The sequence below is a fragment of the Methylocystis sp. Sn-Cys genome (assembly GCF_016745395.1).
Classification (GTDB): Bacteria; Pseudomonadota; Alphaproteobacteria; order Rhizobiales; family Beijerinckiaceae; genus Methylocystis; species Methylocystis iwaonis.
This window is the reverse complement of the sequence record NZ_JAERVJ010000001.1, coordinates 565,494-577,678: the sequence shown is the minus strand read 5'-3', so window position 1 is coordinate 577,678 and position 12,185 is coordinate 565,494. Positions and strand designations below refer to the sequence as shown.

The 12,185-nt window shown below is 65.2% G+C and carries 11 protein-coding genes and 1 riboswitch; of the genes, 5 read left to right on the top strand and 6 right to left on the bottom strand.

Annotated elements, in window-relative coordinates:
• The first annotated feature begins 161 nt into the window (after positions 1-161).
• Positions 162-249: riboswitch (glycine riboswitch) on the top strand.
• Positions 250-416: 167 nt separating this feature from the next.
• The 4 genes from gcvT to gcvPB are packed head-to-tail and all read left to right on the top strand — an operon-like array spanning position 417 to position 4,831.
• Positions 417-1,544 carry a glycine cleavage system aminomethyltransferase GcvT gene (gene gcvT / locus JJT62_RS02640; protein WP_202071119.1) on the top strand — a complete coding sequence of 376 codons (1,128 nt, stop codon included), beginning with the start codon at positions 417-419 and terminating at the stop codon, positions 1,542-1,544.
• Between the two features lie 16 nt (positions 1,545-1,560).
• A complete protein-coding gene (gene gcvH, locus JJT62_RS02635; protein WP_202071118.1) occupies positions 1,561-1,929 on the top strand; it encodes a glycine cleavage system protein GcvH in 369 nt (122 codons plus the stop codon).
• An 18-nt stretch (positions 1,930-1,947) separates the two neighbouring features.
• Positions 1,948-3,288, top strand: coding sequence for an aminomethyl-transferring glycine dehydrogenase subunit GcvPA (gene gcvPA / locus JJT62_RS02630; RefSeq protein ID WP_202071117.1), 1,341 nt, complete (start codon positions 1,948-1,950; stop codon positions 3,286-3,288).
• 1 nt (position 3,289) lies between these two features.
• Entirely contained in the window at positions 3,290-4,831 is a 1,542-nt protein-coding gene (gcvPB, locus tag JJT62_RS02625; RefSeq protein ID WP_202071116.1) for an aminomethyl-transferring glycine dehydrogenase subunit GcvPB, read from the top strand.
• 290 nt (positions 4,832-5,121) lie between these two features.
• Here gcvPB and mutL read toward each other — a convergent pair whose 3' ends face one another.
• The 5 genes from mutL to JJT62_RS02600 all read right to left on the bottom strand — a co-directional run bounded on the left by mutL (position 5,122) and on the right by JJT62_RS02600 (position 11,055).
• The gene (mutL, locus tag JJT62_RS02620; protein WP_202071115.1) at positions 5,122-6,909 is read right to left on the bottom strand and encodes a DNA mismatch repair endonuclease MutL; all 1,788 of its coding nucleotides are present in this window, start codon (positions 6,907-6,909) and stop codon (positions 5,122-5,124) included.
• A gap of 49 nt (positions 6,910-6,958) precedes the next feature.
• Complete coding sequence (locus tag JJT62_RS02615) at positions 6,959-7,561, bottom strand: hypothetical protein (protein WP_202071114.1); 603 nt, start codon at positions 7,559-7,561, stop codon at positions 6,959-6,961.
• A gap of 30 nt (positions 7,562-7,591) precedes the next feature.
• Entirely contained in the window at positions 7,592-8,170 is a 579-nt protein-coding gene (locus tag JJT62_RS02610; protein ID WP_202071113.1) for a cob(I)yrinic acid a,c-diamide adenosyltransferase, read from the bottom strand.
• Positions 8,171-8,175: 5 nt separating this feature from the next.
• Positions 8,176-8,364 carry a twin transmembrane helix small protein gene (locus tag JJT62_RS02605; RefSeq protein WP_370568472.1) on the bottom strand — a complete coding sequence of 63 codons (189 nt, stop codon included), beginning with the start codon at positions 8,362-8,364 and terminating at the stop codon, positions 8,176-8,178.
• Positions 8,365-8,589: 225 nt separating this feature from the next.
• On the bottom strand, positions 8,590-11,055 hold the full coding sequence (locus JJT62_RS02600; protein ID WP_202071111.1) for a TIGR02302 family protein: 2,466 nt from the start codon (positions 11,053-11,055) through the stop codon (positions 8,590-8,592).
• 131 nt (positions 11,056-11,186) lie between these two features.
• On the opposite strand from JJT62_RS02600, the gene JJT62_RS02595 reads away from it, so the two are divergent.
• Positions 11,187-11,690 carry a hypothetical protein gene (locus tag JJT62_RS02595; RefSeq protein ID WP_202071110.1) on the top strand — a complete coding sequence of 168 codons (504 nt, stop codon included), beginning with the start codon at positions 11,187-11,189 and terminating at the stop codon, positions 11,688-11,690.
• A 175-nt stretch (positions 11,691-11,865) separates the two neighbouring features.
• On the opposite strand, the gene JJT62_RS02590 is transcribed toward JJT62_RS02595, so the two are convergent.
• Positions 11,866-12,093 (bottom strand): hypothetical protein, encoded by a 228-nt coding sequence (locus tag JJT62_RS02590; protein ID WP_202071109.1) that lies wholly within the window; start codon positions 12,091-12,093, stop codon positions 11,866-11,868.
• Between the last annotated feature and the right edge of the window lie 92 nt (positions 12,094-12,185).

Here is a 12,185-nt window from a genome sequence, read left to right as displayed (position 1 = left end):
CGCCCGGTTGAAAGCCCAAGAAAAGCATGACGCCGCGGGCCATGCGCGGAAAAGGCGGCCAAAGAATAGCCGCGCTGCCCCTCGCCGCGCAAATACGATCAAAAATGTCGCGCGCCCGCGTCTTGACGCAGTGCGGGAGGAAGCACATCTTTGTGGTCGTAACCTCTTTCGCGGGAGAGACCGGCTCGCGCCGGCGCCGAAGGCGAAACCGCCCCGGAAACGCTCAGGCAAAAGGACCGCGGAGAGGATAGACTCTGGAAAGCGGCGCGGCGCTCCAAAAGCGCTTCGCCCACCGAAGGGCGTAACTCGCTTGCCTATCGGCAAGCGGGGAAATCTCTCAGGTCACCGGACAGAGGGGGCGCGTCGCGAGCCTGATTCCGCCCGCTGCGCAAACGCCCGAAGCCGGAGAGTCTCTTGTGACCGCTCAGCCCAACCACGATGGCGCCCCGCTGGCGCATTTGCCGCTCGACGCATTGCATCGCAGCCTGGGGGCGCGCATGGCGCCCTTTGCCGGCTATGACATGCCCCTGCAATATGCCTCGGGCATCGTCTCCGAGACGCTGCACACGCGCCAGAAGGCGGGAGTGTTCGACGTGTCGCATATGGGCCAGGCGATCCTTGCCGGCGCGGGCGCTGCGCGCGCGCTCGAAAGCCTCACGCCCGGCGACCTCGTCGGGCTCGCGCCCGGGCGCATGCGCTACACGCAGCTTTTGAACGAAAAAGGCGGCGTTTCCGACGATTTGATGGTGACGCGGCTGCCGGGCGTCGAGGAGCGACTGCTCATTGTCGTCAACGCGTCACGGAAGGCGGATGATTTCGCGCTCATTCGCGAGCGCCTGCCGCAATTCGACTTCATCCCGTTGAACCGCGCGCTGATCGCCCTGCAAGGGCCGCGCGCGGCGGCCGTCCTCGGCGCCCTCCTCCCCGGCGCCGAGGACCTTCCCTTCATGAGCTGGCGCGCTTTCGAAGAGAGCGTGTCGAGCTTCTTCGTTTCGCGCTCCGGCTATACGGGCGAGGACGGTTTCGAGATTTCCATGCGCGCCGACCGCGCCGAGCTTTTCGTGAAGGCGCTTCTGGACAATGAAGGCGTGGCGCCGGCGGGGCTGGGCGCGCGCGACGCGCTGCGGCTGGAGGCCGGACTGCCGCTCTATGGGCATGATCTCGACGAGACCACCGACCCGGTGGAGGCCGGCCTTTCCTGGTCGATTGGCAAAAGGCGGCGCGCGGAAGGCGGCTTCCCCGGCTTCGAGCGCATCGACGCCGCTTTGCGCAATGGACCGCCGCGCCTGCGGGTCGGACTCCTGCCGCAGACCAAAGCGCCGGTGCGCGAGGGCGCCATCCTCGTTTCACAAAGCGGCGAAGTCGCCGGCCATGTCACCTCCGGCGGATTTTCGCCGACGCTGCAGCGGCCGATCGCCATGGGCTATGTCGCGCGCGAATATGCCGCGCCCGGCGTTTCGCTCGCCACGGAATTGCGCGGCAACCGCATCGGCGTCGATGTGGCGCCCCTGCCTTTCGTGGCGCATCGCTACTTCAAAGCCTGATGGGATGGGATGAACCATGCTGCGTTTCACGAGGGACCATGAATATCTTCGGCTCGATGGCGACGTCGCGACCATCGGCATCTCCGACTATGCGCAGGCGCAGCTCGGCGACATTGTTTTCGTCGATCTGCCCAAGATCGGAAAGAAAGTCACCAAAGGCTCGGAGCTCGCTGTCGTCGAAAGCGTGAAAGCCGCGAGCGAAGTCTATGCGCCGGTTACCGGCGAAGTCGTCGAAGTGAACGCGGAACTCGGCGAAAAGCCCGCGCTCGTCAACGATGATCCGCTCGCCGGCGGCTGGCTCGTCAAGCTGCGCCTGGAGAATGCGGGCGAAGTTGAAACGCTGATGGACGAAGGCGCCTACGCCGGTTTCGTGAAGACCTTGTAGCGCCGGAAGGAACAAGAGATGCGCTATCTCCCGCTGTCAGACGCCGACCGGAAGACCATGCTGGCGACGATCGGCGTAGATAAAATAGAAGACCTCTACGCGGACGCGCCGGCCTCGACGCTGCTGAAAGAACCGCTCGGTCTGCCGCGTCACAAATCGGAGCTGGAGGTCGAGCGCATCTTCTCGCAGCTTTCCGCGCGCAATACGCCCGCGGGGCGCGTTCCTTTTTTTATAGGCGCCGGCGCCTATCGGCATCACGTGCCGGCCAGCGTCGATCATCTGATCCAGCGCTCGGAGTTTCTGACGAGCTACACGCCCTATCAGCCGGAGATTTCGCAGGGCACGCTGCAAACGCTCTTCGAGTTCCAGACCCAGGTCGCGCTCCTCACGGGCATGGATGTCGCCAACGCCTCCATGTATGACGGTTCGACGGCGACGGCGGAAGCCGTGCTGATGGCGCACCGGCTGACGAAGCGCCGCAAGGCGCTGCTCTCGGGCGGTCTTCATCCGCATTACGCCGAGGTCGTGCAAACGGTCTCGCGCCTTGCCGAAGACGAGACGATCGTCATGGCGCCCGATGTGTCGGGAGCCGAAGACCTTATCGCGAAAATCGACGATACGGTTTCCTGCGTCGTCGTGCAGACGCCGGATTTTTTCGGCAATCTTCGCGATCTAACGAAGATTGCGGAGACCTGCCACCGCTATGGCGCTCTGCTCGTCGCGGTCTTCACCGAAGCCGTTTCGCTCGGCCTACTGACGCCGCCGGGCGCCATGGGCGCCGACATCGTTGTCGGCGAAGGCCAATCGATCGGCAATGCGCTGAATTTCGGCGGCCCCTATGTCGGACTCTTCGCCACGCGGCACGATTACGTGCGGCAAATGCCGGGGCGTCTTGCGGGCGAAAGCGTCGACGCCGACGGGCGGCGTTCTTTCGTGCTCACGCTCTCGACGCGCGAGCAACATATCCGCCGCGACAAGGCGACGTCGAACATCTGCACCAATTCGGGCCTGTGCGCCCTCGCCTTCACCATTCATCTGACGCTGCTCGGCGAAGCAGGCCTCACGCGTCTCGCGAAACTCAATCACGCCAACGCAGTCGCGCTGGCGGAAATGCTGGAGCGCGTTCCGAGCGTCGACGTGCTCAACAAGAGCTTCTTCAACGAATTCACGCTGCGCGTGAAAGGCGACGCCGCCGCGCTTGTTGAAAGAATGGCGGCAAAGGGCGTGCTCGCAGGCGTCCCCGTCTCGCGGCTGCTGCCAAAAGCCGGCCTCGACGATCTGCTGCTCGTCGCCTGCACTGAAACCAATACGCCAGAAGATCGTGCGGCTTTTGTCGCCGCTCTGGAAGGGTCTCTTTAAGATGCTCGACCGCCCCACTCATATCGACGACGAAACGCCCGACACCTTCACCGGCAATCGCGCGCTCGATCAGGAAGAACCTTTGCTCTTTGAAATCGGCCGCACGGACGCGACCGGCGTCGACGTGGACGAACCGCCACAATTCGCCGCACGCCTCGGCGGGCTGGAGCGAAAAGGGTCCATCGGCCTGCCCGGCCTCAGCGAGCCGGAGACGATGCGCCATTATGTGCGCCTGTCGCGCAAGAACTATTCGATCGACGCGGGCCTTTATCCGCTCGGCTCCTGCACGATGAAGCACAATCCGCGTTCGAACGAAAAGCTCGCGCGGCTGGAGGGCTTCGCCGATCTTCATCCGCTGCAGCCCATGTCCTCCGTGCAGGGGGCGCTGGAGCTGATGGAGACACTTGCGCATTGGCTGCTGACGCTGACGAATATGCAGGCGATCGCGCTTTCTCCGAAAGCGGGCGCGCATGGCGAACTCTGCGGCATGATGGCGATCAAATCTGCCGTCGCGGCGCGCGGCGAAGGCGCGACGCGCAAGGTCGTGCTGATCCCGCAATCGGCCCATGGCACCAATCCGGCGACGGCGGCGCTGCTCGGCTTTTCCGTGCGCGTCGTGCCGGGCGCCGATGATGGAACGGTTCGCGCAGCGGCGGTGCGAGAAGCGCTCGGCCCCGACGTTGCGGCGCTCATGCTGACGAACCCCAACACCTGCGGTCTTTTCGAGCGCGAAATCATCGAGATCGCCGACGCCGTTCATGACGCGGGCGCTTATTTCTACTGCGACGGCGCCAACTTCAACGCCATCGCCGGCGTGGCGCGCCCCGGCGATTTCGGCGTCGACGCCATGCATATCAATCTGCACAAGACCTTCTCGACGCCGCATGGCGGCGGCGGTCCGGGCGCGGGCCCGGTCGTGCTGTCCGAAAGGCTGGCGCCCTTCGCGCCCGTGCCCTTCGTACGCCGTAACGGCGAAACGCTCGAGATTGTCGAACATGTGGAAGGCACACAGAGCTTCGGCCGCATGACTGCTTTTCATGGTCAGATGGGCATGTTCGTGCGCGCGCTCGCCTACCTCCTCGCGCATGGCGGCGACGGCGTGGCGCAGGCGTCCAAGGACGCCGTGCTGTCGGCCAATTATGTGCGCGCGTCATTGCGCGACGTGATGAGCCAGCCTTTCGGCGACCGGCTCTGCATGCATGAAGTCCTGTTCGATGACGCCTGGCTCAAGGGAACCGGCGTCTCGACGCTCGATTTCGCCAAGGCGATGATCGACGAGGGCTACCATCCGATGACGATTTATTTCCCGCTCGTCGCGCATGGCGCCATGCTGATCGAGCCGACGGAATCGGAATCGAGAGCCTCGCTCGATCTCTTCATCGCCACACTGCGCGATCTGGTGAAGCGCGCGAAGGAAGGCGACGCCAAGCGCTTCACCCAGGCGCCGCGCCTCGCGCCCCGCCGGCGCGTGGACGAGACAGCCGCAGCGCGCAAGCCCGTGCTGAGGTGGAGCGCGGAGTCTCCGTCATTGCGAGGAGCGTAGCGACGAAGCAATCCAGAGCAGCCATCGCGGCCCTGGATTGCTTTGCTGCGCTCGCAATGACGGCCTATGTCGCCGAGCGTGCGACGGCGAATCCAGAGCAAGGTCAGCGCTCGCTGCGCGATCTGACCAAGCGCGCCAAAGAAGGCGACCCCAAGCGCTTCACCCGGACGCCGCGCAAGCCCGTTCTGAAGAGGAACGCGGAGTCTCCGTCATTGCGAGGAGCGTAGCGACGAAGCAATCCAGGGCAGCCACCGCGGCCCTGGATTGCTTCGCTGCGCTCGCAATGACGGCTACTTCCGTCCGAAAAGCTTCTCTATGTCGGAAAGCTTCAGCTCCACATAAGTGGGCCTGCCGTGATTGCATTGCGCCGCGCCCGGCGTTGTCTCCATCTCGCGTAGCAGCGCATTCATCTCGGCGGCGCTCAGGCGCCGGCCGGCGCGCACCGAATGATGGCAGGCGCAGGTTGCGAGCACATGGTCGAGACGCCGGGAAAGGCCACGTGCGTCGCCGTCTTCGGCCAGGAGATCGGCAATGTCTTCGACAAGCCGCTTGTGGTTCACCTCGCCCAAAGCCGCCGGCGCCTCGCGCACCATGACGGCGCCGGGCCCGAAGGGCTCGAGCACAAGGCCCAGCGTAGCCAGTTCTTCGAAGGCGCCGGAAAGTGCATTCATGCGCGCCTCGTCGAGATCGACGACGACGGGAATGAGCAGCATCTGCCGCGCGACGCCCGTCTCCGCCCGTTGCTTCTTGAGCTTCTCATAGACGAGCCGCTCATGCGCCGCATGCTGGTCGACGATGACGAGCCCATCGCGCGTCTGCGCGATAATATAGGTTTCATGCAATTGCGCGCGCGCGGCGCCGAGCGGCGCGTCGTCGAGCGTCTCTGTCGGCGCCTCATGCGCGCGCGCCATGGGCGCGCCGGTGTCGAAGGTCGCTTGCGGCGCCTCGGCGAAACCGCTCGGCGCATAGGGAGAGTTGGCTGTGCTCCAATTCGCGGGCGGCGGCGCGCGATAGGGCGTCGGCTCGCGCGGGCCGTTGTAGCGTGCGAGCATGTCGATCGCCGTGCGTGCGTTGGTATTGGCGCTACGATGGCTCTTCTCGGCGAGCGCCTGTTTCAGCGCGCCCACCACGAGGCCGCGCACGAGGCCGGGATCAGCGAAGCGGACTTCCGCCTTGGCCGGATGCACGTTCACATCGACGATGCGCGGATCACAGTCGATGAAAAGCGCAGCGACAGGATGGCGGTCATGCGCGAGAAAATCGAGATAGGCGGCGCGAATGGCGCCGGCGAAGAGCTTGTCGCGCACCGGCCGCCCATTGATATAGACATATTGCGCCTGCGCATTGCCGCGATTGTAGGTGGGGAGACTCGCGAGCCCCACGAGCCGCACGCCTTCGCGCTCGGCGTCGATCTCGAAGGCGTTGGCGCGAAATTCCTCGCCCAGCACCTGCGCGATGCGGCGAGCGGAATCCGCGCCGCAAGCCGGATAGTCGAAGAGCGCGCCGCTGTCGGCGGAGAGCGCGAAGCGCACGTCGGGATGCGCCATGGCGAGGCGCTTGACCACATCGACGACGGCGGCCGTCTCCGTGCGGTCGGTTTTCAGGAATTTCAGCCGCGCTGGCGTCGCGGCGAAGAGCGCGCGGGCTTCGATCCGCGTGCCGCGCGGCCAGCTCGAGGCGATAAGCCCGCGCTTTTCGCCGGCCTCCACGCGAATGGAAAAACCGTGTTGCGCCTCCTTGGCGCGCGTATCGATCGTGAGGTCGGCGACGGCCGCGATGGAGGGCAGCGCCTCGCCGCGAAAGCCGAGCGTCGCAATATGGGTGAGATCGCCGTCAGGAATTTTGGAGGTGGCGTGGCGCTCGATGGCGAGCGCCAGATCATGCTCATCCATGCCGCAGCCGTCGTCGATGACGCGAATGAGCTTGCGGCCGCCGTCTTCGATGGCGACGTCGATGCGCGTGGCGCCGGCGTCGAGCGCATTCTCGACCAGTTCCTTCACCGCCGAAGCCGGCCGCTCGACCACTTCGCCGGCGGCGATGCGGTCGACGAGGATGGGATCGAGACGACGAACGGCCATGGATAATGATCCTGGGAACGAGAGGCTTGTCGTGTTCAGAAAAAAGCCGCTATTGACCCCGCTCCGCCTGCCACCTTGAGCCCTCGACCTGCCACGGCAAAGCGGGCTGCCGACGGATTCTGCGAAGCGATCCGTTAGTAATCCGGTATGTCTCTAACTTGTCAAAAACGCGAGCACGGTCCTCAATCTCTCTAAAAGTTATCAAGAAAATTAGGAGAGGTTTGCCGCAGCCATTCCATTCCTCCCTTATTTTATTGAGGCTAACTTCGCGGTTATCGATATGGGCGTAGCCGATAAATATAGATACATCGCAGCTATCCGCTGCCTCTCGCAGCTTACAAAGCTCGTTCACTTGCGGTCGAAAAACCTGGATCCATTCCCACTCTACTTTTGCCCACAGCCTATCGCTCTCGAATCGTTGAATTACAGCGTCAGTTCGATTTCCGGTTTCAAACCGAGTAAGGAGGCCCAGCAAATCGCTGGACTGTTTTACGACACTCGCGATGTGTGTGGTCCAGTTGGCGCGTGACACCCCGCGTTCTTTTCCATATACTACTGGAAAATCTTTGTACCAAAGTGCATTGAAAAGAGATACGAAATCACGTTCACGCCTTTTCGGGGCATCCCTGATGGTATCCAGCTCATACTCCATGTGACCTTTCCTCAATCTGCTTTTCTTTACTCACCGCGTCGCCCCCGGCTTCCACAGCACGTCGCCCTTTTCGCGATTGGCGTAGCGCGAGGCGACGAATAGGAAGTCGGAGAGACGATTTACATAAGCAAGCGCTACGGCCGAAAGCTCCTCGCCTTCCGTCTGCATCAGCGTCACCATCACGCGCTCGGCGCGGCGGCAGATGGTGCGCGCAAGATGCAGATGCGCGGCGACGGGCGTCCCGGCGGGCAGCACGAAGGAGCGCAGCGGCGCGAGATCGGCGTTGAGTGTATCAATCTCTTTCTCCAGCCGCTCCACCTGCGAGGGGAGGATGACGAGCCGCATCGACGGATCGAGCGGCTTGGCGGGATCGTGCGGGGTCGCAAGCTCGGCGCCGAGATCGAAGAGATCGTTCTGAATGCGCTCCAGCATGGCGTCGAGCGCGGCGTCGGCAACCGCAAGACGCGCCACGCCAATCGCGGCGTTGGTCTCGTCGATTGCGCCGTAAGCCTCGACGCGAATGTCATCCTTGCGACGACGGGCGCCGGTGGCGAGCGAGGTGGCGCCCTTGTCGCCGCCCCTCGTGTAAATCCTGTCGAGCTTCACCACGTCGATCAGCGTCCTTTGAAATAAAGCGCCGCCAGCGCAATGGCGAGCGCGACGAATTGCAGGCCGACGCGCCAGCGCATCAGCGTCTGCGACCGCTGGGGCGCGCCCTCGCCGCCACGAAACATATTGATGAAGCCGGCGAGGAGCACCGCGAAAACCGCCGCGGCGGCGACGAAGACCAGCGTATTGGACAAGGCGATCAACTCCCGGGCAGGTTAATCCGCAGCAAGTAGAGCTCCATACCTCCCCTTTACGGGGAGGTCGGCGGCCAGAGGCCGCCGGGTGGGGTTCACGCCGCTACGACCGTCGTTGGGGCTTTACCCCACCCGACCCCGCTTACGCGGGGCCACCCTCCCCGTAAAGGGGAGGGATTGGCTCACGCCCAGCAATGTCGATCGGGAGCCCCGAATTCGTCAGTTTCACCGCCGCAGCAGGCGTTGCAGATAATCCAGCTCCTCCGTCGGGCGCTCGGGCTGGCCGAGGCGGCGGCGCAGCTCCTCCTGCACGCGATGGGCCCGTTGCGCCGGCGGCAGGCCGAGCGGATCATATTTCTCGTGCGAGGCGCGCTGGCCGCCCGACGAGCGCCCGAGCGGATCGCGCCCCTGGCCGAAGCGCCCGCGCGCCTTGCCATGGCCCTTGCCGCTCTGGCCCTCTTCGCCTTCCTCGCCCTGCTGGCCGTCGCCGCGCATCTGCTCGGCGAGCTTGTCGGCGCCCTTGCGCAGAGACTCCACGGCGCGGCCCTGGGCGTCGACCGCCTTGCCGCGTCCCTCGCCGCCGGGTTTCAGCGCCTCTTCCGCTTCCTTCATCGACTTGCGGGCGTCGTCGAGCGCCTCGCCGGCCTCGCCCGCTTCACCCTTCATTGCATCCTGCTGGCGCTCCAGCTTGTCGCGCAGGCCCTGTTGGCGCTGGCGCTCCGGACCGGCGTCGTCGCCCGCCTGCGCCTGGGCCTTCTTGCCCCCGCGCTGTTGCGGCCTGCGGGCGTCGTCGTCCGTGGGGTTCTTCATCCCCTGGAAGGTGTCGTCGCGCAGTTGCTGCTCTTCGCGCGCAAGCTGGTCGATCTCGGAGAGCGCCCGCTGCATCTCGCGGCGCTTTTTCTCGCGGGCGGCGTTCTGGGCGCCGCTAGCGTCGCCCGTCTGGGCGTTCTCCATAATGTCCTGCAATTCGTCGAGGAGCCGTTGCGCCTCGGCCATATCCCCGGACTTCATCGCCTTTTCGATGTCGTCGAGCATGGCCTGCAGGTCGCTGGGGGTGACGCTGTCCGGATCGCTCGCGCTTTCGCTCTGCTGCTGATCCGGCGGCTGCGCGCGGGCGCCGAGCTGCTCGAGGAATTTATCGAGCGCGGCGCGCAAATCCTGCGTGCGTTTGGCGATCTCCTCGTCATTGGCGCCGCGCGCCAAGGCTTCGCGCAGCGCCTGTTCGGCGGCGCGCAGATCGCGCTCGGCTTCCGGCGCATTGCCGTCTTCGAGACTGAGAGCCATGGCCCAGAGCATGTCGGCGACGCCGCGCAATGCGTCGTCGTCGGGCTTTCCCTCCAGGCTGCGGCGCGCGGCGCGCAGGCCGAGATGGACGGCGGAGGGCGTGTCGAAAACCTCGGGCGCGATCGACAGCGCCTCCAGCGCCGCGCGCACATTGGCGCGTTGGTCGGGATCGAGCGCCAGAATGCGCCGCTGCTCGACGAGCGCCTTGGCGAGCGGCTTGGTGAAGCGGCGCTGCGGCAGCGTCACCTCGGTCGGGTCGGAAGCGCCCTCATTGCCGGCGGCGTCCTTCGCGACGAGACGCATCGTCATCCTGGCGCCCGCATAGGGGCTGTCGGCGAGATCGAGCGTGGCGCGGCCTTCGCCCAATCCGCCGGCGCCAGCCGGAAGCTCCAACGGCAAGCGCGGCGGCTCGTAAAGCGCGCGGCCGGCGGCCGGCTTGCTGAACACGGCCTCGGCGCTCACGACGCCGTAATCGTCCTCGGCGCGGTAGGAGAGCGTCATCGTGCCGCGCGCATTGTTGCGCGGCTTGCCGACAAGCTCGATTGTGGGGACGAGGTCGGGAATGGCGGCGATCGCGAAGCTGCGGCCATCGGAAAGATCGATCCGGGCGTCCCCGGCGAGACCAAAGCCCCGCTCCTTCTTCTCCGCGGAGTCGATTGGCGTCAGCGCGCCTTCGACAGAGACATTGGCGTCCGTCGGCCGCAGCCGCAGCGTCGAATTCACGGGCGCCTGAACCGCGCCGCTCTCCTGCCCGAGCACGATGGGCGGGCGCCCCATGTAAGCCGGCGGATCGAACCAGGCGTCAATGCGCTGCGCCGGCTCCAGCAGATGAATGGCGCGCCAGTCGAAAGCGGCGGCGAGCCGCGCGCGCTTTTCATCCCCTGCAACGAAGGCCGCGGCGACGGCGGCGACCAGCGCCAAAGCGCGCAGCGCATAAGGGTCGCGTTCGGGCAGGCGCGGGCGCGGGGCGGCGACGGGCGTCTGCGCCAGCGCCGTCTCCAGCCGCTTGCGATGCAGAGCCCAGAGGGCGGCGGTGGCGGGATCGGCGTTTTGCGCCGCAAGCGTATCGTCGAGCGAGGCGGCCGGCTTCAGCGGACCATCGGCGGCGGCGTCGAGGCGCGCGGCGGCGGCCCTGCGCTTGGGCAGGCCGCGGGCGATTTCACGGGAGGCGAGGTAAAGCGCCAGAAAGCCGAAGAGTGACACGCCGAGCATACGCGCTTCGACCGGAACCGCGCGCCAAAACCCAAGCCACGACAGCGCCACGAAAAACAGAGCCAGCGTCACCAGCGCCGCGCCGAGCCTCAGCAGCCGCTCGGCCAGGATCGCCGTCACTGAGCGGCGCAGCGCATATTCCAACGGGCCCGCGCTTTTCAGCCGGCTGTTTTCATTCTTCGAGGAAAGGTCCATTCGCGCTCCGGCGAGACGGCGTCCCGGTAGAGATGGCGGTCTGCCGCCGACTATACAATCCATGCGGCCCGAAGGCTAAGCAGAAGAAGGAAGAATTCGCCTTTTGCGGGGCGGCCCGGTTAACATGCGGCATGAAAACGAAAAAAGCCGCGAAGGACGTCGTGTCCGAGCCTTTGACCGATCTCGCCGCGCTGCCGGCGCCGGTGCGGGCGATCCGGGACAAGATCCTGGCCGCGCTGGAGAAGAACGACGTCGAGGCGCTGCGGATTCCGATAGACTGGAACGAGGTTCGGCCGCTCTTTGCGAAAAGCGGGAGCTTCAAAGCGGGAACCGATCCGATCGAAATTTTGAAGGCGCTGTCCTTCGACAAAAAGGGACGCGAGACGATCGCCATAGCGCGCGCCGTTTTCGCGCAGCCTTATGTGACGATCACGCGCGGTCCGGTGACGCTCTATGAGTGGCCGGCCTTCGCCAGCCGGCCGACGCCGCCCGTCAATGAGGACGAGGCTCGCGGGCGCTGGGCCTGTGTGCGCTTCGCCGACCTCGCCCGCTCCAACGCCGAGGGCAGGCCGCGTCCGGCGCGCATCGCCATCGCGTCGGATGGCGTGTGGCATTATTTCTGGAGCGAGGACTAAAAAGCGCTCGGACCTTTTCCGTTTGAATGGCTCGCGTTCACGCTTGTCATTCCCGACGGGCCAAAGGCCCGATCGGGAATCCAGAGCCAAAATAGCGCTGTTTTGCTCTGGATTCCCGATCGCTCGCTGCGCGAGCGTCGGGAATGACACCCGAACCAATCAAGCGGATCCCCTATCATATCTCCCGCTTCTCCTCATGCGGTTTGGCGTGCGCACGGCCTTTTTCTTCGGCGCGCTTCAGCTCCTCGGCCTCTTCGGTTTCGAGCGCATGTTCGGCGTCTTTCGCCGCCTGCTCGACTTTGCCGCTCTCGACGAATTTCCGCTGCGCCTCATTATATTGCCTGGCGGCCGTGCGGTTGCCTTCGCCTTCGTTGCGCGGCGCCGTTTCATTCTGTTTGGTCATTGCCGTCTCCTTGCGAGAGAACAATGAGCTAGCGCCTGCGGCGCGAGCGGAAATAGCCGACGTTCGAAATGGCGGGGCCAAATCCTGTTCAA

What these genes read in the sequence shown, in the direction of transcription:
- JJT62_RS02595 (WP_202071110.1), top strand. Translation starts at nt 11,187, where the DNA reads ATGAAAACGAAAAAAGCCGCGAAGGACGTCGTGTCCGAGCCTTTGACC.
- mutL (WP_202071115.1), bottom strand. Translation starts at nt 6,909, where the DNA reads ATGGCCGTTCGTCGTCTCGATCCCATCCTCGTCGACCGCATCGCCGCC.
- gcvH (WP_202071118.1), top strand. Translation starts at nt 1,561, where the DNA reads ATGCTGCGTTTCACGAGGGACCATGAATATCTTCGGCTCGATGGCGAC.
- gcvPA (WP_202071117.1), top strand. Translation starts at nt 1,948, where the DNA reads ATGCGCTATCTCCCGCTGTCAGACGCCGACCGGAAGACCATGCTGGCG.
- JJT62_RS02600 (WP_202071111.1), bottom strand. Translation starts at nt 11,055, where the DNA reads ATGGACCTTTCCTCGAAGAATGAAAACAGCCGGCTGAAAAGCGCGGGC.
- JJT62_RS02590 (WP_202071109.1), bottom strand. Translation starts at nt 12,093, where the DNA reads ATGACCAAACAGAATGAAACGGCGCCGCGCAACGAAGGCGAAGGCAAC.
- JJT62_RS02615 (WP_202071114.1), bottom strand. Translation starts at nt 7,561, where the DNA reads ATGGAGTATGAGCTGGATACCATCAGGGATGCCCCGAAAAGGCGTGAA.
- gcvPB (WP_202071116.1), top strand. Translation starts at nt 3,290, where the DNA reads ATGCTCGACCGCCCCACTCATATCGACGACGAAACGCCCGACACCTTC.